We start from the raw sequence: 24,572 nt of genomic DNA, 5'->3' as shown, positions 1-24,572 counted from the left end.
CCCGGGGTCATGGAAGTCCTGCGCGAACCCGTCACCCGCATCGCCCTGGGCGTCGCACCGGAATCGCCACGTGGTCGGGTGCGAGACGGGGCGGCCCGCAGGGCCGACATACCCGTTGCCGTGGGTATGCTGGACCGAACGCCCAAGCCGAAGGAAAGAGACATGCCGCAATTTGCCGCCAACCTGACCATGTTGTTCAACGAAGTGCCTTTTCTGGAGCGCTTCGCCGCCGCCGCGCGGGCGGGCTTCCAGGCCGTAGAGTTCCAGTTTCCTTACGCCTTCCCGGCCGCCGCTCTCAGGGCGCGGCTGGACGCCCACCGCCTCATGCCGGTGCTGCACAACCTGCCTGCCGGCGACTGGGAGGGGGGCGAGCGCGGCATCGCCTGCCACCCCGACCGCGTGCAGGACTTCCGCTCCGGCGTGGCCCGGGGCATCGAATACGCCAATGTGCTGGGCGTGCCGCAGCTCAACTGCCTGGCCGGCAAGGCGCCCGCCGGCGTGGACGCGCACGCCGTGCACCAGACGCTGGTCGAGAACCTGCGCTTTGCCGCCGCCGAGCTGAAGGCAGCGGGCCTGCGCCTGCTGATCGAGCCGATCAACACCTTCGACATCCCCGGTTTTGTCCTCAACCGCACGCAGCAGGCGCTGGCGCTGATCGACGAAGTCGGCGCCGACAACCTGTTCGTGCAGTACGACCTCTACCACGCGCAGCGCATGGAGGGCGAGCTGGCGGGCACGCTGCAGAAGAACCTGGCGCGCATCGGCCACATCCAGCTGGCCGACAACCCCGGCCGCCACGAGCCGGGCACGGGCGAGATCAACTACCCGTTCCTGTTCGCGCTGATCGACCGTATTGGCTACACCGGCGCGATCGGCTGCGAGTACCGGCCCGCCACCACCACCGAAGCGGGCCTGGGCTGGCGCCAGCAGCTGGCGGCCTGAGGGCCGCGCGGCGCGGCGCACGCCTTCGCCCTGCGCCAGGCGCTTGCATGGTCCCGCGCAGCTTCGATCTGGGCTTCGCATCCCGCGGCTCAGAGGAACTGCCCCGGCCCTGGCCCGTGCGCGCGAACTCGGCGCAGCAACTGTCCCCTTCCTGCGTGGCGCGCGGCGGGCAGACCTGGGACCCCTCGGGCAAGGGTGCGCGCGCTGAAGACAATGTCCCACTGCGAAATCGGCCAGAAGGTCGAATAAGCTCAGCAACCTCCCACCCGCGACCAGCGAGCCATGCCCATGCCAGACACTCCTCCGAACGCCGTGCCAGTCCACCCCCCTGCCAGTGCCCAGTCGCAGCTGCTGCGGCGCATGTTCGACGCCGCCGTGGCGTCGGCGCAACCCGCGCACTGCGTGCCGCCGCACCTGCCCACGCCGCAAAGCCTGGGGGCCGGGCGCCTGATCGTGATCGGGGCCGGCAAGGCGTCGGCCGCGATGGCGCGCGCGGTCGAAGACGCATGGCCGGGCCCGCTGTCGGGCCTGGTCGTGACGCGCTATGGCTACGGCGTGCCGTGCGAGCGCATCGAGATCGCCGAGGCCGCCCACCCCGTGCCCGACGCGGCCGGCGAAAAGGCCGCGCAGCGCCTGCTGGCCCTGGTCAGCGGCCTGCGCGAGGACGACCTGGTGCTGTGCCTGATCTCGGGCGGTGGCTCCTCGCTGCTGCCGCTGGCCGCGCCCGGCCTCACGCTGCAAGACAAGCAGGCGCTCAACCGCGCGCTGCTCAAGTCGGGCGCCACCATCAGCGAGATGAACTGCGTGCGCCGCCACCTCTCGGCCATCAAGGGCGGGCGGCTGGCCGCGGCGTGCCACCCGGCGCGCGTGCTGACGCTGCTGATCTCCGACGTGCCGGGCGACAACCCGATGGACATTGCCTCGGGCCCGACGGTGCCCGACCCCACGACCTGCGCCGACGCGCTGGCCATCGTGCGCCGCTACGGCATCGACGTGCCCCCAGCGGTGCGTGCGCTGCTCGAAAGCGGAGAGGGCGAGTCGATCAAGCCCGGCGACGCGCGCCTGGCGCGCTGCGAGACGCGCATCGTCGCCACGCCCCAGCAGGCGCTCGAAGCGGCGGCGCAGGTGGCGCGCGAGGCCGGCTACCCGGCCTTCATCCTGGGCGACGCCCTGGAGGGCGAGGCCAGCGACGTGGGCGCCGTGCACGCCGGCATTGCGCGCCAGGTCGCCGAGCGCGGCCAGCCGGTGCCGGCGCCGTGCGTGCTGCTGTCGGGCGGAGAGACCACCGTGACGGTGCGCGGCGAAGGCCGCGGCGGACGCAACGTGGAGTTTCTGCTGGCCCTGGGCGTGGCGCTGCAGGGCCACCCCCGCATCCACGCCCTGGCCGCCGACACCGATGGCGTCGACGGCCAGGAAGAAATCGCTGGTGCGTGCCTTGCGCCCGACACGCTGGCGCGTGCCTGGGCCCTCGGCATCAAGCCGCGCGATGCGCTGGCCAACAACGATGGCCACGGATTTTTCGAGGCGCTGGGCGATGCGGTCGTCACCGGTCCCACCCTCACCAACGTGAACGACTTCCGCGCCATCGTCATCGATCGGACATAGACCATGCGCAGAACCCGAAATGCCAAGATCGTCGCCACGCTGGGCCCTGCCAGCTCCGACCCGGACACCGTGCGCCAGCTTTTTCTGGCCGGTGTCGATGTGTTTCGCCTCAACTTCAGCCACGGCAGCGCCGACGACCACCGCGCCCGCTTTGCCGTGCTGCGCGCGCTCGAAGAGGAAACCGGCCGCCCGATCGGCATCCTGGCCGACCTGCAAGGCCCCAAGCTGCGCGTGGGCACGTTCGCCAACGGCCCGGTGCAGCTGGCCGAAGGCGCGGCGTTTCGCCTCGACCTCGACGCCACGCCGGGCACGGCAGAGCGCGCAAGCCTGCCCCACCCGGAAATCTTTGCCGCTTTGCTGCCGGGCGCCGACCTGCTGCTCGACGACGGCAAGCTGCGCCTGGTCGTCGAGCGCTGCGGCGCCGACTTTGCCGACACCCGCGTGGCCGTCGGCGGGCGCCTGTCCGAGCGCAAAGGCGTCAACGTGCCCGGCGTCGTGCTGCCCATCACGGCCCTCACGGCCAAGGACCGGCGTGACCTGGACCTGGCGCTGGAGCTGGGGGCGGACTGGATTGCGCTGTCGTTCGTGCAGCGCCCCGAAGACGTGTCCGAAGCGCGCGCCCTGATCGGCGACCGCGCGGCCATCGTCTCCAAGCTCGAGAAGCCGTCGGCCATCGAGCAGCTGGACGCCATCGTGGAACTGTCCGACGCCATCATGGTGGCGCGCGGCGACCTGGGCGTCGAGATGCCCGCCGAGCGCGTGCCCGCCATCCAGAAGCGCATCGTGCGCAGCTGCCGCCGCCTGGGCAAGCCCGTGATCGTGGCCACGCAGATGCTCGAATCGATGATCGACAGCCCGGTGCCCACGCGGGCCGAGGCGTCCGACGTCGCCACCGCCATCTACGACGGTGCCGATGCCGTGATGCTGTCGGCCGAGTCGGCCTCGGGCAAGCACCCGATCGAGGCGGTGAAGATGATGAACCGCATCATCGAAGAGGTCGAGGGCGACCCGCTGTACCGCCAGCTGATCGAGGCCTCGCACACGTCGGCCCGCGCCGGGGGCGACGTGGCCGAGGCCGTGTGCTGCGCCATGCGCCGCGTGGTGTCGCTGCTGCACGCCTCTACCATCGTCTGCTACACGGGCTCGGGCCAGACCAGCCTGCGCGCGGCGCGCGAGCGGCCCGAGTCGCCCGTGCTGAGCCTGACGCCGAACCTCGCCACCGCGCGCCGCCTGGCACTGGTGTGGGGCGTGCACTCGGTGCACACCCAGGACGTCTCCAGCGCCGAGGAAATGACCGAGGTGGCACGCCAAACAGCACAGCGCGAGCGCTTTGCCGGGCCCGGACAGTTCATCGTCACCATTGCCGGCATGCCCTTTGGCACGCCGGGCGCCACCAACCTGCTGCGCATCGCCACGGTGTAGGCCGGCGGCTTGGGCGAGGGTTCACGGTCTCCTCTCAGCAGCGATCGATGAGTTGCGCTTTGTGTGCTGCAAATACAAAGTCAAGAAATGCCTTGGCCCGCTCAGGCAAGTGTTTGCGGCTCGGCAGCGCTGCCAATACGCAATAGCGTCCTGTAATCCAACCTGGCAGAACGTGTTCGAGTGCACCTTGGTTCAAGAATGGGCGTGCCGAATCCATGGTGAACGTGGCAATGCCTGCACCGTCCAGAACCATTTGCAGGATGCTGGCAGTCTGGTTGATGGTGATGGCGGCGTGCACTTGAATGTCATGCGCTGGCTGTTCATCCATGTGCTGATCGTTGCGCCACAGCGTAAAACTGTCACGGTGAACGCCGGCGGGGCGGCGCAGCACGCACATGTGCTGCGCCAGGTTCTGCATCGAGCACCAAAGGCCTGCTTTGGCTGCTTCGAAGGCACGAGCTTGTTCCGGTCGGCACCGACACCCGCGGGGAGCACGATTAGGGCGTTGGCATGGGAGTCCGCATGCCCATCGAGAGCAGACGCGCTCTTGGACATCAATTGAGCAAAAGTTGGACGTTGATCGGATGCAACATCGAGCTCGTCTGGTCTAAGAGAAAAATCTCTTTTAAATCAACATCTTAGGACGGTTTGGCGGAGACTGTGGCAGCCGAACTGACGTTTCACATCACATCGTGAAATCTCATTAATCCAGAAAAATACCAATAAAAACAATTGGTTATGCGACTTCGTCGTCTCACATCGTTTCCGACTATATCTCTCAATCTCGCGTTTTTTCCGTATACTTTTCCGTATAACGAGACCAAAATTCGGGTCTCGTCTCCGTCGAACTCTGCCCATGGTCAAAGCCAACAAACTCACTCAGCTACAAGCCACCAAGCTCAAGGAATCAGGAATGCATGGCGACGGCGCAGGCCTGTGGCTCAAGGTCACCGAAGGGGGCTCCAAGTCCTGGATTCTGCGCTACGCATTCAATGGCCGCGAGCGCTGGACGGGCCTGGGGCCATACCCTGATGTCTCGCTTGCCGAAGCACGCGACAAAGCAGCAACGTGGCGTCGCGAGGTGCGCCAGGGCATCGACCCCATGCAGGTCAAGCAACAAGCGGCCGCCGTTGTGCGGGCCGAGCAAGCCAAAACGGTCACGTTCGAGAGTTGTGCCAAGCGGTACATCGAATCACACCGCTCGGGCTGGAAGAGCGCCAAACACGCCGAGCAGTGGACCAGTACCCTTCAAGCCTATGCAGGTCCCATCATCGGTAAGATGGATGTCGCCCTGATTGAAACCGCACATATCATGCGTGTGCTCGACCCCGTATGGCACACCAAGGCAGAAACAGCCTCGCGCCTGCGGGGCCGCGTGGAAGCCATCCTCGATTGGGCTACCGTGCACCGATACCGCACTGGAGACAACCCGGCCCGCTGGAAAGGCCACCTCGAAGCTCTGCTGCCCGCGCGCTCCAAAGTTTCCAAGGCCAAGCATTTCGCTGCACTGCCGTGGCGCGACATGAAGCCATTCATGGCCGAGTTGCGCAAGCAAAACGGCATTGGTGCGCTCGCGTTGCAGTTCACCATACTTACTGCGGCCCGTTCGGGCGAAGTGCGTGGCATGGAATGGTACGAGGTGGATTTTGAGCAACGGCTGTGGACCGTCCCTGGCGAGCGCATGAAAGCCGGGCGGGAGCACCGCGTACCACTGTCAAATGCAGCAGTCGAGCTGCTTGAGCAACTGAAAGCGGTGAAGCTGGCGGACACCGAAACCGTGTTTCCGAGCGTGCGTGACCACAAGCCCCTTTCCGACATGACACTCACCGCCGTGCTGCGGCGCATGCAGCGTGGCGACATCACGGTGCACGGCTTTCGCTCGTCGTTTCGGGACTGGGCGGCTGAAGCGACCGACTTCCCGCAGGAAATGGCCGAAATGGCGCTGGCGCACATTGTGGGCAACAAGGTGGAGGCAGCTTACCGGCGCGGGGACATGCTGGAGAAGCGGCGCGCGATGATGGAGGCGTGGGCAGCTTTTATCTTGTAACGGGGTGGCCGCCACGCCCAAGAAGGATGCAAACTGTATCACTTAGTGGTATAGTTTGGCATGAGCAAGAAGCGCGTTTTCAAAACCAAGCACTTTGCCAAGTTTGCTTCAAAGGCTGGCTTGACGGACACCGCCCTGTGTGATGCCGTCAAAGAGATGGAGCAAGGGTTGATCGACGCCGATCTGGGCGGAGGTGTGGTGAAGAAACGAGTCGCTTTGCCTGGGCAGGGCAAGAGCGGAAGTTCTCGCACCATTGTTGCGCACCGCAAGAAGTCGCACTGGTTTTTTGTGTACGGCTTTGAGAAGAATGACCGCGCCAACATCACGGACCGCGAAAGAGCCGCCCTGCAAAAGATGGCAGCTGACCTGTTCGGCTACTCCGAAGCTGACCTCGATGCCCTTGTGACTGGTAAGAACTTATTGGAGATTTGCAATGACTGCTAAAGCAAAAAAGGCTGCCAGCCCGCTGCTGGCCGCGCTGCACGACACCGCCACGGATCTGCACAAAGCGGGCTTCATGGATCTGAAATCCTTGCGTGAATACGATGCGCTGTGCTTGGACGACGAAGTGTTTGAGGCGAAGGACATTGTCAAGCTGCGCTCCCAGCTGCAGATCAGTCAAGGAGTGCTCGCGGCGTTTGTGAACACCACCACGTCATCGGTGGCGCAATGGGAGGCTGGCGACAAGCGCCCCGGTGGGCCTGCTCGTCGTGTCCTGGGGTTGCTCAAGCGTAAGGGGCTTGAGGCTTTTGCCTGAGGGCAATTACGGCGGTTAGTAGAGATAGGCCAACGCCGTTATATCAGCGCCATCCCGAAGATTCGAAAGTATTGAGGTGCGATGGATGTGTCTCGTTTACTTTGATTACTTTTGGACTCGACTTGCCGCTTCATACTTTTCAGGTTGATTCGGTATCAGAATGGCGGTATAGGCACGACGATCCAAGATGCAGAGGAAGTCGTATTCATGCCCTGTGTCTGGAGTCAGTTGACCATTAGTAGGGTTTAGAACCGAGATTCCGTAGCTTTGACATGCTTGCACAAGCAAATCTCGATCAATTTGATCTAGGTCGTCTCTGCCCTTAATAGCAGCAAGCAGTCGGGCTGATTTTTTGTGCGTACTGGCGTAAGCGGAAATACTGGTTACGTCTAAATAATTGACTGACACGGCGATGCTTTGAGCGTTGGCAGCCGAAGCCTGCAATATTTGCTCCCCAACATTTGTCGTGTACTCAAAACCACTCGGACGCAGGATGTAGACGTCTTGATTTGTAACGATATAATCAAAATCAATGTCCAACCTAAATACTTGACTTGTTAATAACGTCAGCATTCCACCATTGATAAAAGCCAACTTGGACCTGGTTACCCCTTTGAATTGACTTGCTCTCCGAAAGGCATATAAATGTCGATTTTGGTCATCAGTAAAGATCGCGTAGTAGTAATCTAATTCAGAAACTTGAGTCAGCGCATTTGCATCACTAGGCAAATTCCTGAGCGCGACAACTGAGGCAAGGCCCTGAAGATAAGGGGTTGCCAATGAGATTTTTAGTTGCTCTTCGGATCCGTATTTCTCAGCGGGATCGAACGACTGCATATTTGGTTCGATTGCAGGGAGTCCAAGACGCGTGACGGTATCGGTTAGCATTCCTTTCAATTCACCTTGAACTTGAGGATCAACGGGGATTTGAATGTGCCGTGGATTTTGAGAATGATTGTCCTCAAAGTATCCGTAGAGCGTGACGAGCGTAATATTTCCCGTGTTGAAATTCATATTTATCTCGGATAGATGACTACTATTTATCGAAGAGCAAAAAGTCAGTTATCCGAATCGGATTTATGTCTTGGGCGACTGGAATTGTGCTTCTTTTTGTGATTAGAACATGTGAAACTGATAAATTTCCTGAGGCGGAATCTGGTCGAATGGACAGGATGCGGTAGCCAGCCAGTGCAAAGAAGAAGTTCATGTAGTACAGCTCCATATGCCCGAATATGTAGACGACAAAAAGTAGCGCACATAATGTTGCATACAGTTCTTGCTCTGTAGAAACAGATGACTGAAAAAGCGGGAGGAGCATCGCAAAAACATACGTGATTAGCTGCTCTCTGTTGTCCGTCGAATTCATCACGCGAATTCTTTTACGATCATTATTTTTGACGGCAATAATAATTCTGCCCATCAGGATGAGATTTGGTATTAAGGCCAGCCCAATGAATGCAGGGAAATAAAATTCCCACGGCACAAGTCCTACGCCACGAATGGCCATGAGAATGAATAGTGGTGCCATACAAGCGAGCACCAACACCAATCTAATGAAATCCATATTGATGTCTCATGATTTTCCCCTCTTGGCCTTGCGTATGGTCAGTGCTTCTCATACGTTAGCAAACCGTCTACATCTTTGAACCTGTCATAGATGGCAGGGTTTTCGCCGACGACAAGCGCATTAAAGTGCGCTGTGCCGCATTTGATCTTGCCGCCTTCACGGTCGCGCAGGTCTTCGTCGAACAGGCTGCTCTTGGTTTCCACCACGAAGTACATGCGTTCGGATCCATCCCGTTCCACCAGCACGGCCCAGTCAGGGTTGTAGCTCCCCAAGGGCGTCGGCACCTTGAACCAGCTTGGGAGCTTGGCGTAGACCTTGACTGCGTTGTTCTTCTCCAGCTGGTCGGCAAATTCCCATTCCACGGCTGAGTCGATGGCGACGTGCTCGTAGACAGACTTTTCTGCATTCATCCGCGCGTTGTGCTCGTTCAGGTAGCCCATCAGCACGTTCTTGGGGTCCTCGAACAGCTCCTGCGCCCAATAGGCCTCGTCGCCCAGCCGCTGGTACTTGATGCCATCCACCAGGGCGAGGCGCTTGCAGCGGTTGATGGATTCGGCCGTCAGCTCAATGAACTGCTGTGGGTTGCGTTTGAATTCGTTCAGGCGCGTGCTCTCGGTCAGGATGCGCGCAATCGTTTTGCGCGTGAGCTGGGTGCGGTCTTGCAATTCTGTGAGCAAGTCCGGTAGTTCGATGTCGTTTTCGTTCAGCGTGACCGTGTCCGCACCAGCCTTCTCGGTGGCATCCACGCCAGACTTCCCAATCGCAATGCCGGCCTTGCGCCATTGCAGCCGGGTCTTGGCGATTTGCGGCATGTCGTTCAGGGCGTCGATGCATTTCTCGATCAACTTCTCATTGTCAAAGTGCACGCGGTACGTGGTCTTGTGCTTGATGCGATCCCACAAGGCCCGGAACTCTGCGCTGACCAGCACCGACTTGCGCACCGCAATCTGTTTGCGCTCGTCGGCGTTCTTCACTTCCAGCTTGCCGGAGAGCTTTTTCAGCACCCCTGCGATTTGGGCGCGCTGGGCTTCAAAGTCAGCGGGTAGCAACAGCGTGCTGTCCTTCAATGCGGTCTTCAGCGCGTCTTGTACCTTGCCCTTGTCCGTGATGTAGCCCTGTGCCTTCAGGTGCGCCCACAAAGCCTTTGATGCCTCAAAGCCCAGTGCGGCAAGCTCCCCGTTTTCTTGCTCCACAGAGATCGCAGAGAAGGCATGCGGCTTGACGACGCCGAAGTCGATCCCGGCATCCTCGTAGTCCTTTTGCAGCTTTTCCGCGAACTGCTCGTAGCTCTCCGTGGCAATCACCGTCAAGGTGTTGATCTCGAAGCCACGCAGGCGCTCGCCTTGTTGGTTTACACACAGCCGAAGGCCTCGGCCAATCGTCTGCCTGCGCCAGCGCTCCGTCTCGCGGGTGGAGAAGTTGCAAATCTGGAAGACGTTGGGGTTGTCCCATCCTTCCTTCAAGGCAGAGTGCGAGAAGATGAATTTCAGCGGCGACTCGAAGCTCAGCAGCTTTTCCTTGTCGCGCATGATGAGGCTGTAGGTGTCGTCATCGGCCGCAGTGCTGCCGCTGGTGTCCTTCACCATTTCCACCGTCTTGCCGCCCACCTTCTTCTTGTCGATGGAGAAGTAGCCGTTGTGCACCTCTTCTACGGCTGAGGTCAGGTCAATCTCGTTGAACAGGCTTTGGTAGTCGGGGTGTCTGGCCCACCGCTTGTATTCCTCTTCAAACATCAAGGCGTATTCGGCCTTCACCGCGTTGCCTTGGTCATCGTACTGGCGGTACTTCGCCACCTCGTCAATGAAGAACAGGCTCAGCACCTTCACACCCAGCGGGCGAAGGCGCTTTTCTTTGTCGAGGTGTTCCTTGATCGTGCGGCGGATCATTTCACGGTGCACGGCGCTGGCATCCACATCGCCCCATGCATCCCCAACGCGCAAATAGACCTCGCTGCCAGGCACCTTCAGCTCGATGAACTGCTCACCCTTGGCAGTGCGGATTTCACCGATGCGGATGTTGGCGTAGAGCGGGCGCTTGGTTTCTTGCTCAAGATCGAAGCCATCCTGCACAGTGATGGTTTCCCGGCGCACAGCACCCGCAGCGTTCTCTTTGTCTAGCTCGATGCTGGCCGTGATGAGCCCCTTCTTATTGCTCACCGCCAGCAGCTTCACGTAGGGCTTGTTGTTGCCGCCCTGCACAGTGGCTGCAGCCACTTCGATCTGCTTGACCAGCTTTTGCTCGTAGGCGTCTACGGCATCCAATTGGTAGACCATGTTGTGCTTGTCCACGTGTGTGGCGGAGTAGCGCAACGCACACAGCGGGTTCATGTGGGCCAAGGCCTTCTTGCCTTTACCGTCTATGCCGCCGTCCACACTTTGGGGTTCATCCACGATCAGGATCGGGCTGGTGTTGCGAATCAAGTCGATGGGGCGTTCACCACCAGTCTTCTCGCTGGCCCGGTACATCTTGTTCTTCGACTTCTCACGCCGCTTTGCTTCGTCAGACTCTTCGGCCGCCGCTGCGGCTTCGTCGCCGAATTTGTTGATCGCTCCCACGGTGATGACCATCACCTGAATGTTCGGGCTGGTTGCGAAGTTGCGCACCTGGCCCAGCTTCTCCGAGTCGTACTGGAAAAACTCGTAGCCCTTGGCACCTGGGTACAGACCCTCGAAGTGCTCGCGGGTGATCTCCAGCGTTTTGTTGACACCTTCCTTGATGGCCACGGAAGGCACCACCACCACGAACTTGGTGAAGCCATAACGCTGGTTCAGTTCAAACACCGTGCGCAGGTACACATAGGTCTTGCCTGTGCCTGTTTCCATTTCCACGGTGAAGTCCAACGCTTGCTTAGGACTCAACGGGTCAGAGGGCTGCAGGCCATTGCGCAACTGCACCTTTTGCAAGTTCTCGCTCAGCTCTTCGTCCACGATCAACTGCAACGCGTTGCCTATGCCGCCTTCGGCCGTGAATTGCTTGCCCTCAAAGCTCTGCTGGCCAGAATCGGCCAAGGCTTGCGCGGTGACGGTGAACACCGAGCGGCAGACTTCTTGCCCACGGAACAGGTCGCACACCGCCTCGATGGCAGCGGCTTGGTAGGGCAGGTCAGATTCAAAGTGCAGTTTCATGCTTCATACCTTGTTCTGGTCATTGGGCGCAATGCATGCCAGATTCAAATTCTTCTTGTCGTCGAGCGGCAAGGTCATGGCTGCCCCGCCAAGTCTTGGTAGAGAGTACGCACTTCAGCCAACTGCGGAGCCAGGGCTTTGGTGCCCGATAGCAGCACGAGGCTTTGCCGCGCGCGCGTGATCCCCACGTACAAACGATTGATTTGCGACGCATTACCGAGGTCGTAGCGGTCAACTCCAGCCAGCAGCACCACGTCGAACTCCAAGCCTTTGGAATTTGCCACGTCCGCGAAATGCCGAACATGGCGCCGGGCCAGATTGACCTTTTCTGAAAGTTCAGCCTCAACCATGCGTTCTCGCAACTCCACCTCAAGGCGCTTGTAGGTCTTTGCAGCTGTGGCGGAGTCAGGGAACAGCACGGCCACGGTTTGATGGCGCTGGGCCGAGGCCAAGGCCTCAACAATGCGTGCGTCCATAGCGTCATCTGTTTCACACACTTGAAAGCGTGGCCTCACCAAGCTTGCGCCTTCTTTTTGGGCCGTCTCCGCCAAAGCGGTGGAGGGCTTTTCTCCCCCTTGCAAAACAGAACGGAAACTTGCGCTGAACAAAGCCAATCCCGGCGTATCGGCTTGACGGAGGTTTTCGGTCAGTAGCACGTGAGGTACTGATTGCCCGGGGAAGCAGGCTTTCAGGTCGATGCTGGTGCCATGGTGCAGCTTTTGTGCAATGTCCCCCACCACGGTTACGGCTCGATATTTGGGGTTCGACTGCTCTACCATCAAAAACACCTGCTGTTCGGTGAAGTCTTGAACTTCATCGACAAACACAGCTTGATAGAACGTCGGCTCCTGCAGTTGCCGCAAGCCGCCTTGCTTTAGGCCGCGCCCCATCAAGTGGCTCAGACACAGAAGAAGGTCGATGTCCTCGTCAGCCAACTTGAACTTGTTCAACTGCGCATGCAGACGCTTTGCCAGTGCTGCATCCGGGAACTGACCGGCAGACTCTTGCAACGCAGTCAGGTACTGGTCGGCCACGCTGGTAAGGGGCTGCAATAGCTTACGGCGGAGCACGCGGCGGAAGATGGCATCCGGCGTGCTGTTGCGAGGTTGGCCCGGCGTTGGTGTCTCGACCGTTGCGTCCATTTCGTCATCAGCCAGTTCTTCGTCGCTTTTTCCATCGTCCGTAGGCAACAGAGGAAGCTTGGCGCGACCCCAACCGAACATGCGAGGCAAGCGACGCAACGAGCCTTCGCCTGGCGCGTAGATCAATTCGGTTGCCTCAGGCAAGAGCCGCATGAAAAGGTGGTTCACATCAGAGGCCACGGCGTAGACATTTTTACCCGATGGTTCGCGTGCAATGACCTTGCCAGAGATCATCAACGCCCGCGTCTCTTCGGACCATGCCAAGGGTTCGCCGGTGGTGGTGAGCAACTGCAAAGTTGGGTCTATGGGGCCATTCTCATCGAGGAAAACCAGTCGCTGGCCAGAGGCGAAGTACAACGCCGCCTTGCGCTCCACCAGTTTGCGTGCCAAGGCGTTTTCATCGTTTGCAAACAAGACTTGGTCATCAACGCGAGTCCAAATCACCTTAGCACCCATCACGCGCTTGCGAACATCTTCCACTTTGTTCAGTAGTCGTAGTGCAAGCCGGTCTAACGCAAACGTGCCCGAGCGCGGGGACTGGGCCAGCTCGGTAGAGATTTCTTGCATCTCGTGTTGCAAGTTTTCAAGCGCAACATTGGCAACTCGCACGACCTTCGCACGTGCATCGGGTTCAAACGGTTCGGCCAGCTCTGATGCGCTGGGCAGGGCGTCAATCAGCCGGGCCGCAATTTGCTTGGCAATTGCCTGGTCTGCCGAATGCAACCATTGCATGGTTGACGCTGCATGAGCCTCCCGAGCCTCAGTGAACCCAACCCACCGGCGGCCCGGCACTGGACTACTGGTCAGACGGCGGTGCTCCCGAAGTCGGGTTTGCAGTTCTTTGTATTCATGCACCGGAAGGTTGGGCAAGTCGATGCGGCGGCAAGTTTCCTGCAGATACTGAATCAGCTCGCCAGTGCGCACAAAGCCAACGCAACTTTCTTGTGAAAACTGCCCGGCAAAATCCGCAGACCAGTAATCTTGGTCTTGCCCCGCCACGTCGCGGAACAACTGTTCATCGGTCACGCTCGCTGCATTGAAAGTGGTCAGCATCTTCGTGCGGCCCAACGCAGCCGAAGTTTTGCCAGAGCCTGCAATGCCTTCCACAAACATCGCGCCTACAGGAGAGCGGGCAATGATCTGGTTCTGTTCAACGGTTTGATGCGTGAAGAAGCGTTCGCTCAGGCCGAAATACTCCTCCTGCTTCACTGGCGGCTCATCAGGGTTCCAGTCCTCCTCGCCATCAATTTCCAGCTCAGTGTCGGAATCATCAGAGTCATCCACCACGACGAACTCTGCAATCTGCACCTCGGCAGGTGGCAGTTCAACTGGCGTAGCTAGCACAACTGGCGCGCTAGGCACAATGGCCTGTGGCGAAGCTTCTTCAGCTGGCATCGTTGGCTTGGCTGCTACTCGCTTTTTGCCAATGAAAGCACGCAGATCTGAAACAACGTCTTTGTCTCCGTTGTCATCTGAGATGCGCATGTGAAGGAAGTTGCGCACATTGGGCTCGAAATCTGGGCCTCCGTAGCGATCAAACGAGCGCATCTCGATGATGCGGTAGTCGCCCCAGCGTTTGCTATGGCCTTCATAGCCCGGCTGGAAGAAAGTGGCGACTCGGCCCACCGCTGAGTGGGGCGTGCAGTAACCCGATGCCTCGTTTGGATACACGGCCTCGGTGGAGCTCAAACGAAACTCTAAGCGGCCCTTCAACTCCGTGTCGATGACCACCGTTTTGGCATAAGCATTTCGGCGAAGTTGCTTGTATAAGGACGCGCTGGAATGCGACACGTACCCGCTTGTGTCAGCGAAACCACCTAAGGCATCGAGGTTCTGATCCTCGTAGATCATCCGGTCGGCGTAGTCGATCACGCCCTCCAGAATGGCAACCTCGTCAGCGCTGTATTCACGCTTAGTCAAATTGGTCAGAGCCATGCGTCCCCCTTGGTCTTGCTCTTAGGTGCAGTGTGGTCAGGTTTCTATCGCGCTTGGTAGCAACGGTGCACAGGCGTTGCCGTCCCCGGTCGGGCCTTTGCTGCCGCTGCGACTCTTGGAGCGTGAGTTATCAACCGACGGTTGACAACTGAATCCGCGCTCATGGCGTGCTTGGTCATCACAAGCTCCGCACCTGCTTGATGCCGTGCTGTTCGAGGATGGCAGCCAGATTGCTCTTGGCCACATCGTTCTCAAACGCGCTGTCGCGGAACACGGCGGTGGTAGCCCCGGCGGTGGCTTGTTCTTCACGCCATGCCGCAATGCCCAAGGCCAAAGGCTCCGCGTCGGTCACTGAAATGTGTTCATGCAGGCATGCCATGAGCGTGCCACCGCCAATGCTGTGAACGGGCTTGCCTGCGATCTCTCGCAAGTCGGCAGGGACGCACAGATCGAGCCCCAACTTGATGAGTATTTCGTACAGCACATCGCTTTCGGACCGGCCGTCCTCGATATGTTCCAAGTTGGCTAGCAAAGAGCCTGCGAGGTCTGATACGTTCGGATTCCAGGCCCGAATGTTGGACGTGTCGAGCTTGAAGGTACGAAAGCCAACGTCTCCCGAAAACATAGGGTCTGCGGCTCGATGCCGCTTTCCAGCACCAACAAGTCGTGCCCTTGTGATGTCGGCAATAGAGGTCCAGCCTGCTACTTCACCGCCCGCTAAGGGCTCTGGCAGTTGGACAAGAATGCAGCGCCGTTTGCCCCCATCCTCGGCATTCTGTTGATACACAGCATCCATCGTGCTGCCCGTACCTGCGAAGAAGTCCAACACCAGATCATTTCCATCAGGACTTGTTGCCAGCTGCAAGATGCGACGAAGCAAACGAGTCGGCTTGGGCGTGTCGAACACCACATCCGAGTTGGGAAAATTGACAGTTGCAATCAGCTCCTTCTTCGCTTCTTGCGTATGCCCCACTTCGTCGTATGTCCAAAGGGTCTGAGGAACGCGACCAGCTTTCACATCCGAAAGGAACCGCTTCAAGCGAGGCATGTTTCCGCCGTCAGCACCCCACCAAATTCGACCGTCGCGGTCCATCTCATCAAACTTCGGCTTAGAAACACGCCAGTAGGTTCCAGGCGGAGGGCCGTCAATCACACGCCCAGATGGGCAGGTGACCGGATAAGGCAATGCTGATCAAGGTCCACCGTTGTCGCTTCTCAAACGTTATCCGCAGATGAAGCAGCAGACCCTGGCAATGGCCGCAGATCAAAACAACGGATTCGAGCAGTCGCGCAAGCCCACCCGACGTGAAGAGTTCTTGCGGACCATGGAGACAATAGTGCCTTGGGCCGCCCTGTGCCAGGTGATAGAGCCGCACTACCCCAAGGCCGGCAACGGCCGTCCGCCCATTGGGTTGGAGCGCATGCTGCGCATCCATTTTCTTCAGCACTGGTTCAACCTGGCCGATCTGGCGTGCGAGGAGGCTCTGTATGACAGTGCCAGTCTGCGCCGCTTTGTGGGGATTGACCTGGGCCGCGAACGCGTGCCCGACGCCACCACGCTGCTGAAGTTTCGCAAACTGCTCAATGAGCAAAAACTGGGTGAAGCCCTGTTTGCCAAGGTAGGCCAGCAATTGCAGGAGCGCGGCTTCAAGGTCAACACCGGCACCATCGTGGATGCCACGATCATCGCAGCGCCCAGCTCCACCAAGAACGCCGACAAGGCGCGCGACCCCGATATGCACCAGACACGCAAAGGCCAGCAATGGTATTTCGGCATGAAGCTGCACATTGGCGTGGACAGCCAAAGCGGGCTGGCGCACAGCGCCGTGGTGACGGCGGCCAACGTGCATGACAAACACCCTCTGCCCAATCTGCTGCATGGCAATGAGCGGCGCGTGTACGGCGACTCGGCCTATGCCAGCCAGAAAGCACTGATAGCGAGCAAGGCCCCCAAGGCCAAGGACTTCACCAACCAGCGCACCCGCCGTGCAGGCGAGGTGGACGAAGTTCAGCGGGCCAAGAACCGCAACAAATCGCGGGTGCGTGCCCGGGTCGAGCATGTCTTTGCGGTGGTCAAGCGCCTGTGGGGATTCACCAAGGTGCGCTACCGCGGGCTTCAGAAGAACGCCACGCGGGCGTTCACGGCCTTGGCGCTGGCCAACATTTACCTGTGCCGCAGTCATCTGTTGGGACAGGTGCGCCCGTAAGGGCGGAAATCGGGCCTCAGCGCCCCGCGAACTGCCCAAATGGGCCGCGCGAGAGGCATAAAAGTCCAAAAAACTGCGTCATCCAGGTTTGCGCGGAAATTTTCGACGGCTTGTTCAGCGTAGCCATAAGTGCCTTCACCGTAGAAATTTCGGGCTGACAAGTCTCCGGAAGTCCAAGGACCTCGTTGGTCTTCATCAGGGTTCGCATAGCGGGCTTCCATTTCCTCTGTTCGCGGCAGGAGCCGTGGCGTCCACGTCTCCGCGTTCTTTGCGTACACCACGATGTAGTCGTGATCCTCTGAAAAATGTCGTGCTGAATTTTTTGGCGAAAAAACCTTCTGCCAGATGACAGTTGCAATGAAATTTTCTTCACCGAACACCTCGTTCATCGCAGCCCGCAAGTTGTGAATCTCGTGGTCTGCAATGCTGACGAAGATCACACCGTCACTTTGCAGCAGACTATGTGCCAGCTTCAAGCGCGGGTAGATCATGTTCAGCCAGTCGGTGTGGAAACGCCCGCTGGCATCGGTGTTGCTGCTGATCTTTCGACCGCTCTCTGTTTGCCCAGTTAGCTCCAGGTAGTTCTTGATGTTGTCCTGAAAGTTGTCCGGATACACGAAGTCCTTGCCCGTGTTGTACGGCGGGTCGATGTAGATCAGCTTGACTTTGCCCGCGTAGCTCTTTTGCAGCAGCTTGAGCACTTCGAGGTTGTCGCCCTCGATCATCAAGTTCTGCGTGGTATCCCATTCCACGCTCTGCTCGGGGCAAGGGCGCAAGGTGCCTGTGCTTGGGGTCAAAGCGATCTGACGTGCACGGCGCTTGCCATGCCAGTTCAGCCCGTACTTTTCCTCAGACTCCACAGCAGTGGCGTCGCCAATCAGGTTCTTCAACACCTCCACGTTGAGGGTCGCAGTCGTCTTGCCGCTCTGAGTGGTTTCGGTCACAAGCTCCGGGAACATGGACTTGAGCTTGGCAATGTTGTCGGCCACGAGATCTGCGCTTTGCGCTTCAGGTAAATGCGCTTCAATCTTTCGAATGGTCATGGGATGTTTCGTAATGTGTGCTGGTACATCGTGGGTCAAGCAATCAGCCAAGAAAATTTGGTCGCAATCAAGCTTTTGCGTTCAGCGATGAAGTCTTCATACCTGTCCATGGCCCACAGCGCTTTGTCCTTGGGGATGAGATGGAGGTCTAGGTAGTTGGCGTCTTTGTCTTTGAACCAGTCGGCTGGCGACATATCACTTTTTCCCCCACCGCCGTTCTCCGCCCGAGTCAGCAGCATGCAGTTCGCCAAGTGGTTGCGCGCATCGTCGCGGTATTTCATTACCGACCGACCAGTGTCGGGGCTGGTCACCTTCACAGCTTTCAATCGACTCTGCGGAAACACGTGATCCACTTGCGGCAAGTTGTTGTCATAAGCCGGTGTATGGGTGAACGCGGGGTACCACAGGTTCAAGATCAAGTGGATGGTTTTGGAGCCATAGCCCATCTCGAAGAATCGGTCTTTGGAGATTTCCAGGTTGCGGTTTTGAGAGCGAATGACCGCAAAACCTTCTTCTGCATCAAAGCGTTCTATCTCCTTAAAACGCTTCACCAGCGCATCAATGATTCGGTCAGATTGCCCGCCGAAGGCCCCTGCGAGCAAGGTGCGCACTAAGAAGGTGTCGATCTGCTTCGCCCCAGTCCATGCGGTGGGGTAGTGGTGGCGGACATAAATGAGAGGGATTAAGGCCAAATAAGAAGGTAAGGCCTTGTCGCACTGAATGTAGGTCTTGCTGCGCACGAAGTCCGCAATCGCTTTGATGGAGGCGCTCAGCTCGTCCCACTTCTCCTCAATGTCCTCGCGCACCCCAGGTTTGCGGAACTTCGACACTTCGTACTGCGCGCCTTGGTTCAGCAGCACCAAGCATGTCTTGAGAACGAAGTCGCGATCAAACTCAAATCCGTGCCGGTTCAGGTCATCTAGCAGTTCTTCCATGCGGTTGTCTGCTACATCCCACGTTGCATTGAGCAAGGAAAAAAGTAAGTCTGATTTTTCAAGTTTAGTGCCACCGGAGTTGGCACGAATGAACACTTCCACGACATCGTCTTCTGTGTAGAGATCGGGGTTGTCGATGCTGTCGAGTTCTTGGTATGTGATGGACTCGTCCATCTTGAACGTGCGGTCAACCAAATCTAGATTGCCTTCAATTTTGTCTTTTTCTTCGTTGGTGAAGCTGCGGCCTGCCTTTGCCTCCATGTCCTGAATCAGCTCGCGCTTCTTTCGCGAAGTGAATACCAAGTCCTTAAATTTCACCCAAGGGAAGGCGGTTGTGGCTGTGGTTCGGAACTCGAACCTGTACTTGATGTCGTCTGGCAGCGCGGCGGTACCGCTCAGGACATCAAAGTGCAACTCTCGACCAGAAAAGCTACCGCATAGGCCGATGTAGAGACTTTGAAGGCGTTGCTGGCCGTCGAGCACCAAGCATTTCTTTTTGAAGTCCTCAGGGACGTAGAAGGTGCTCAACTTGAGAGAAGAAGACCAGTTGTCGATGAACTTGCGACGGCGGATGCCACTGGTGGTTTTCCAGACGAGGAGAGTGCTAATTGGGTACTCGCGCAAGATCGAGTCGAATAGGCGGCAAATCTGCTCCTCGCCCCAGACGAAGGGTCGCTGTATGTTGGGCAGCCAAAAACCGCCGTCTTCATCCGCGTTGTTCAGGAAGCCGACAATTTTTCGAATAGTTTGCTTTTGATTTTTCATGTAGTGTTTTCCTAGAGGCTGTTCACGGCCTGCTGGCGTTCTGCCATCAGCGCCTTTATTTCGAGATTGGCCGCCACTTGGCTGGCCATTTGTTTTTCTTTGCTGGCAGCCGCACGCAGGCTGCTGATTTGCACGTCCAGCTCATGGCAACGGCGCAGGGCTGCACGACGCGCCGTGGCTTGCTGCGGGCTGACGCACTCAAAGCGGCCGGTCACGGCTGCGGCTTGCCATGCGGACAGCGTGTCCATCCAGCCCTGGTAGAGCGTCAGCAGGTCAGTGCGCGGCTGCTTGCTCAGGTCCATGGCGTTGATGAACGCATTCACGGTGCCTGCGTCCATCACAGATGCGGCGGCAGGCCCGTTGCGCACAAAAACGCCTTGAATTAAATCGCCGTCGAGCACGAATTTTTCGGCCTCTTTCTGCGCCCAACGGATGTGCACCAGCGATAGGTAAAGGCGTGCCCCGCCATCCAAGACCAGCAGTACGGGGTAGGGTATGGAACGGTGCACCAGCTCAGCAAGCCGCGCCACGCTTGGTGAAGTTTTGGCAGGATTCGCATCGAGCTGGCCACCTTGCCGCAGGCGCACACTCAGGACCGCCAGCTCGAGGTAGCTGCGCACTTCGTCTTGGTACTCCGGGATGCCCGCATTGGTGGGCTTGAGGGCCGCAACCCAAGTGATCTCGTCGATCTGTTCTTGCAAAAGCTTGCGATCGGCACTTGTGGCCGTGCCGCGAGATGTCAGATTTTCGGCCAGCATCTTCTTAGGTACGCGTTGACCGACGGTGGCCTCAGCGGGCAAGCGCAGTGCTGAAATCAACTGTTCTGATGACAGATCACCCCCGGTCATGCAGCTTGTTCCTCGCCCGCACTGGGCAGGATCACCATGTAGGCCAGCACCTCAAAATCGTTGGAGCCAGCGAATTCGCCCTTCATGGCGTGCGTGCCGCCCGGTGAAAACAGACTGGCTAAAGCACGTTCTTCTGACTTACCAACGATGGATGCCACGCTGGCCGCAAGCAGCTTTTGGGCGTGCCGCATGTCCTCTCCATGCTTGGTGGCGCGGTCAAAGCGGGCGCATGCTGAGGCATCGGGGAAGTCACGGCCCAAGGCCATGCGCTTGAGCCGGTCGAGCGTGGTCTTGGCTTGGGTGTAGGGCAGAAGCACAGTACCGTCTTCGCTGGCGTGCACCAAGTAGTGCGGTGCCAAGGGGTAGCCGGGGTCGATGGCTTTTTCGGCGGCGGCGTCTTCGGCGCGCAGGCAGAAGATCACGCCAGGCGGAATGTCCACATCGTTGCTGGAGGCGACGGCAAACGCGCCTAGCGGAAGGCCGTCGAGCTTGCCGGGATGCAGCTTGTTGAACTCGGCCAAGTCAATGCGGAAGTCGGTCAGCGTCAAATCGGTGATGGCAACGCCGCTGGACAAGTCTTCCAGGTCGATGACGCTGTCTTGCATCTTCAGCAATTGGTTGCGGCGGTATTCCAGATCGTTCATCTGGTCGCCAGATTGCTGCTCGATGATGTTCTCTTCGCCGGTGGCGGAAATGTCCAGTAGCACCATGCGGCCGCTGACGCGTTGCTCCAGGTTGATGTATTCCTCAAGCTCCATGTTGGGCCAGAAGTTCACCAGTTGAATGCAGGTGTTGCGCGAGCCGATGCGATCAATCCGCCCGAACCGCTGGATGATGCGAACCGGGTTCCAGTGAATGTCGTAGTTGACCAGCCAGTCGCAGTCTTGAAGGTTCTGCCCTTCGCTGATGCAGTCGGTGGCGATCAACAGGTCCAACTCGCCCTCAATCGCAAGTTCTTCGGGGCGCTCTTTGGAACGCGGCGAGAACGCTGTCAGGATGCTGCTGAGGTCGCGGCGCAGGGGCAGGGTGGATTGGTTGCGGCCCGAGCCCGTGACCAAGGCGCTTTCAATGCCCAAATCGGCCTTGGCCCAGCCCGCTAACTGCTCATAAAGATAGTTGGCCGTGTCTGCAAACGCAGTGAAGATGATGACCTTGCGGTTGCCCGCATTGATCGGGTTCTTGGATTTTTTGGCGATGAGATCGCGCAAACGGAGCAGCTTGTCATCGCGTGCGGCGCTGACCTGTTCTGCCGCCGCATACAGCGTGGCGAGCCGGTTGCGGTCTTCGGTGAGGTCTTGCTTCCACCGCACCAAGTCCACATCGCCCAGCAGCACTTTGACTTTGCGGCCCACCAGCAAGGATTCAAACGCGGGGTCGTCAATGTCCACGTAGGCAATGTCGAGTTCTTCAATCTCATTGGCGTGTGCGTCAATCTGCGCCAACGTTGCCTCCACGTCTTTGAGCTGGCGATGCACAGTGAGCGCGAAGGAGGAGACGGCACTTTCCATGCGCTTGAGCACGTTAACTCGTAAAAGGTGAATCAAGCTCTCTTCACGGTCCACTTGCCGGAAGAAGCTTTCGCCGCCGCGAATTTGGGTGCTGTACTTCAGGTCGTAGGCCTCTTGCTTATGCGGCAACACGTAGCGCAGCGGCGCATATGCAGCCAAGTTAAGGCGGCGAATCTCAAGGTTGACATCGCGGATGGAGCGGAATTCGCCTGCACGGTCTACGTCCGCCTTGATGTTGATCGGTGGCAGGCGACCAGGAAAGCGGCCTGTTTCGGCAGTACCGTAATACTTCTCGATGTGCCTGCGTGAGCGGGCAATGGTCAGGTGGTCGAGCAGGGAAAAGTAGTCGAAGCCCAGCATTTCGATCAGCAGCGCGGGGGTCTTTTCTTCGTTGGGCAGTTCGAGCCAGCGGTTGAACGCCTTTTGTGCACGGCGGGTGGTGCTGTCAATGCTGGCGATGCCGTGGTCAAACAATGCGGTATCGTCGCCTTCTGTGACGAATGCAATCTGGTTCTTGAGGTCAGCCAGACGGTTGTTGACCGGGGTGGCCGACAACATCAGCACGCGGGTCTTGACCCCTTCGCGGATGATCTTGCGCATCAGGCGGTCGTACCGCGTTTCGTTTCCCTGGCGCGGGGACTTCTTGTTGCGGAAGTTGTGTGATTCGTCGATGACCACCAGGTCGTAGTTGCCCCAGTTCACGTGAGATAGGTCGATGTCACCGGACAGGCCACCGTCTCGCGACAGGTCCGTGTGGTTCAAAACGTCGTAGTTGAAGCGATCAGATGCCAAGACGTTGCGTTTGTCGTTGGCCTTGTAGAGCGTCCAGTTGTCGCGCAAGCGTTTGGGGCAGAGCACCAGCACGCGGTCATTGCGCAGCTCGCTGTACTTGATGATGGCCAAGGCCTCAAAGGTTTTGCCAAGGCCCACGCTGTCCGCAATGATGCACCCGCCAAAGCGTTCCAGCTTGTCGAGGGCGCCCACTACGCCGTCACGTTGGAACTTGTAGAGTTTCTTCCACACCACGGTGTTGCGAATGCCGGTAGCGGATTTGACGATGCGTTCCTCGTCCATGCCCTCGCCATTGGAGGCGAACAAGTGTTGAAGCATCAGCGTGTAGACGCTCGTGGCGTCGCGGTGCGTGCTCACCTCTTTGACCGAGGCGATCAATGCCGCCTTGGCTTCAGGCTGATCTTTGAGCGCACCCCATTGCATGTCGAACCACTGGCTCAGCATGTGAGCTTCTGCCGTGTTCTCAGATGTTTGAATGAGGCTGAGTGGGTTGCCGGGGGTGATGCCAAGGCCTTCCGTGCTGAAAGCGAAGGAGCCCAGCACCGCTTGTTGCGCCGTGCCGTGGTCATCGCGCAGGACCATGGTTCCCTGTGGAATGGAACCCGAGGCGTGGCGAACTTGCGCCTTGGCATCAAGCCAAGCTGAGAACTTGCGTGCCAGCCACGGCGCTTGCAGCGTGTTGCGTGCGGCGCGGTCAGCCTTGGTGCCCAGTAAGCCCAATTGCTCATGAACGCTGACAGGGGCGTCTTTGGGGGGGAGGGGAGGCACAACCAGGCGTGCGTTGAAAAGGCGGGGCGCGTCGGCCAGGATTTCAGCGAATGCAAATAGAGAGAAGGACGGTGACACCACGTCTAACTGGTGGTTGGGCCTCAGCCACGGGCGCACCAAGTCCACGACACGATCTGTGCCCGCGTTGCTGACGAACTTCATTGCAAGTGACCCCTTCCTCTTGAGCTCTGCCCCACATTATGGTGGCGCGAAATTTGGATCGAGAGGGAACAGATGGCTTTCCGGAAATTGGGTCGAAGGCGGGGGCGCGCGCCCCCGTCAGCATGAGATCCGGATCAGGCACCGTCTTTTAATTGCAATCCGATTCCATGGAGAATTACCAGTTTCAACATGGGAGGATTCCAGTATGGGTAGGGTGTCCGTGGGCCTTAGCAAAAGATCAAGTGCAGTCAAGTCAAAGCGTCCTCTCACGCGCAAATGGTCTGAGCCGGATTGGCAAGCAGAAGTAGTGCGCGACACAAGTGCACTATGGCGAATCGTCGTGATGGCGGGGAACCTCGCTCCATATAAGCGTACCCGTGATCTCCGCATAAGCGCTGACGGAGCTTGGGCGCATGGCTATCTGAAGCTGCTGAACGTCATGAAAGATGCGCTGACTTCCGACCCTACAAATACCGACCGGATCTACTACAACCTAGATAACGCTGGGAATGCTGAGCGGGTAAAGAATCACGGCAAATTGTCCGAGGTGCGCGTGGATACGCTCAGCGCATTGAAGTTCATCGCTCGGTGTTACGGCATGGAGAGCATGCCCGCCGGGATGTCACAGCTTTTAGCGATCAAGCAGTCCCGTTTGCCCCAGTCCTCTAGCCCCGAATCAGTCAAGGCAAAAAAAGATGGCAGCGCGGCGTTGGAGCCTAAGAAGAGAACACAAGATAACGCCAATGAAACGAAAGCCAGCACTCGGTTGAAAGCACTTCTTTTTGCTACTCTGCTTTGGCAAGAAAACAAAAGCGCGTTCCAAGGGCGCGATCCAAAGGTTCAAACCAAAGTCCTCAAGTCATTGCAAGAAGTTATTGATGAATATGGTTTTTACCGAGCTCAAGGGTTTGGTGAAGACGGGTTCAAGACGCTGACTAAAGACTGGTGTGAGGCCTTCTATCAGATGTTGGCTTCGCGCAAACCGGAAAAAGCGGACCCATC

17 protein-coding genes and 1 pseudogene are annotated in these 24,572 nt (G+C 58.6%); 8 read left to right on the top strand and 10 right to left on the bottom strand.

The genetic code is table 11. The features are described from left to right. Positions 1-162 precede the first annotated feature (162 nt). The 3 genes from hyi to pyk all read left to right on the top strand — a co-directional run bounded on the left by hyi (position 163) and on the right by pyk (position 3,969). Positions 163-942, top strand: coding sequence for a hydroxypyruvate isomerase (hyi, locus tag B2J89_RS12835; RefSeq protein WP_169169483.1), 780 nt, complete (start codon positions 163-165; stop codon positions 940-942). 360 nt (positions 943-1,302) lie between these two features. Next, entirely contained in the window at positions 1,303-2,547 is a 1,245-nt protein-coding gene (locus B2J89_RS12830; RefSeq protein ID WP_240965012.1) for a glycerate kinase, read from the top strand. Positions 2,548-2,550: 3 nt separating this feature from the next. Further along, complete coding sequence (gene pyk / locus B2J89_RS12825) at positions 2,551-3,969, top strand: pyruvate kinase (RefSeq protein ID WP_169169481.1); 1,419 nt, start codon at positions 2,551-2,553, stop codon at positions 3,967-3,969. 34 nt (positions 3,970-4,003) lie between these two features. On the opposite strand, the gene B2J89_RS12820 is transcribed toward pyk, so the two are convergent. Continuing rightward, entirely contained in the window at positions 4,004-4,387 is a 384-nt protein-coding gene (locus B2J89_RS12820) for a LysR substrate-binding domain-containing protein (RefSeq protein WP_169169480.1), read from the bottom strand. Positions 4,388-4,825: 438 nt separating this feature from the next. On the opposite strand from B2J89_RS12820, the gene B2J89_RS12815 reads away from it, so the two are divergent. The 3 genes from B2J89_RS12815 to B2J89_RS12805 are packed head-to-tail and all read left to right on the top strand — an operon-like array spanning position 4,826 to position 6,773. Beyond that, positions 4,826-6,016, top strand: a complete 1,191-nt coding sequence (locus B2J89_RS12815; protein WP_169169479.1) for a site-specific integrase — start codon at positions 4,826-4,828, stop codon at positions 6,014-6,016. Positions 6,017-6,076: 60 nt separating this feature from the next. After that, positions 6,077-6,460, top strand: a complete 384-nt coding sequence (locus B2J89_RS12810) for a type II toxin-antitoxin system RelE/ParE family toxin (RefSeq protein WP_169169478.1) — start codon at positions 6,077-6,079, stop codon at positions 6,458-6,460. Next, positions 6,450-6,773 carry a DNA-binding transcriptional regulator gene (locus B2J89_RS12805; RefSeq protein ID WP_169169477.1) on the top strand — a complete coding sequence of 108 codons (324 nt, stop codon included), beginning with the start codon at positions 6,450-6,452 and terminating at the stop codon, positions 6,771-6,773. Before B2J89_RS12810 ends, B2J89_RS12805 begins: the two co-directional genes overlap by 11 nt. A 105-nt stretch (positions 6,774-6,878) precedes the next feature. Here the strand turns inward: B2J89_RS12805 and B2J89_RS12800 are convergent, their stop codons facing one another. From B2J89_RS12800 to B2J89_RS12780, 5 genes are all read right to left on the bottom strand, one after another. Continuing rightward, positions 6,879-7,787 (bottom strand): Kiwa anti-phage protein KwaB-like domain-containing protein, encoded by a 909-nt coding sequence (locus B2J89_RS12800; protein WP_169169476.1) that lies wholly within the window; start codon positions 7,785-7,787, stop codon positions 6,879-6,881. Positions 7,788-7,809: 22 nt separating this feature from the next. Further along, positions 7,810-8,337, bottom strand: coding sequence for a hypothetical protein (locus B2J89_RS12795; RefSeq protein WP_169169475.1), 528 nt, complete (start codon positions 8,335-8,337; stop codon positions 7,810-7,812). A gap of 41 nt (positions 8,338-8,378) precedes the next feature. Then, positions 8,379-11,465, bottom strand: a complete 3,087-nt coding sequence (locus B2J89_RS12790) for a type III restriction-modification system endonuclease (protein WP_169169474.1) — start codon at positions 11,463-11,465, stop codon at positions 8,379-8,381. 74 nt (positions 11,466-11,539) lie between these two features. Then, positions 11,540-14,542 carry an ATP-binding domain-containing protein gene (locus B2J89_RS12785; RefSeq protein WP_169169473.1) on the bottom strand — a complete coding sequence of 1,001 codons (3,003 nt, stop codon included), beginning with the start codon at positions 14,540-14,542 and terminating at the stop codon, positions 11,540-11,542. A 178-nt stretch (positions 14,543-14,720) separates the two neighbouring features. Beyond that, positions 14,721-15,635: a DNA methyltransferase gene (locus B2J89_RS12780; protein WP_169169472.1), complete on the bottom strand. Its 915-nt coding sequence runs from the start codon at positions 15,633-15,635 to the stop codon at positions 14,721-14,723. A 139-nt stretch (positions 15,636-15,774) separates the two neighbouring features. On the opposite strand from B2J89_RS12780, the gene B2J89_RS12775 reads away from it, so the two are divergent. Next, positions 15,775-16,749, top strand: coding sequence for an IS5 family transposase (locus B2J89_RS12775; RefSeq protein WP_114656349.1), 975 nt, complete (start codon positions 15,775-15,777; stop codon positions 16,747-16,749). A 158-nt stretch (positions 16,750-16,907) separates the two neighbouring features. Here the strand turns inward: B2J89_RS12775 and B2J89_RS12770 are convergent. The 4 genes and pseudogenes from B2J89_RS12770 to B2J89_RS12755 all read right to left on the bottom strand — a co-directional run. Next, a pseudogene (locus B2J89_RS12770) lies at positions 16,908-17,792 on the bottom strand (site-specific DNA-methyltransferase); the annotation flags it as partial. Positions 17,793-17,827: 35 nt separating this feature from the next. Beyond that, positions 17,828-19,492 carry a DUF262 domain-containing protein gene (locus tag B2J89_RS12765; protein WP_169169471.1) on the bottom strand — a complete coding sequence of 555 codons (1,665 nt, stop codon included), beginning with the start codon at positions 19,490-19,492 and terminating at the stop codon, positions 17,828-17,830. An 11-nt stretch (positions 19,493-19,503) separates the two neighbouring features. Then, positions 19,504-20,340 carry a DUF4391 domain-containing protein gene (locus B2J89_RS12760; RefSeq protein WP_169169470.1) on the bottom strand — a complete coding sequence of 279 codons (837 nt, stop codon included), beginning with the start codon at positions 20,338-20,340 and terminating at the stop codon, positions 19,504-19,506. Beyond that, the gene (locus B2J89_RS12755) at positions 20,337-23,570 is read right to left on the bottom strand and encodes a helicase-related protein (RefSeq protein ID WP_169169469.1); all 3,234 of its coding nucleotides are present in this window, start codon (positions 23,568-23,570) and stop codon (positions 20,337-20,339) included. The genes B2J89_RS12760 and B2J89_RS12755 overlap by 4 nt, the downstream gene beginning before the upstream one ends. A 307-nt stretch (positions 23,571-23,877) precedes the next feature. Between B2J89_RS12755 and B2J89_RS12750 the strand changes: the two genes are divergently transcribed. Beyond that, positions 23,878-24,572, top strand: a 695-nt coding sequence (locus B2J89_RS12750) for a hypothetical protein (RefSeq protein ID WP_205763818.1), incomplete at its 3' end; no start/stop codon positions are given.

Source organism: Acidovorax sp. SRB_24, assembly GCF_012931925.1.
The sequence above is the reverse complement of the archived record's forward strand: the minus strand, read 5'-3'. Positions and strand labels throughout refer to the sequence as shown.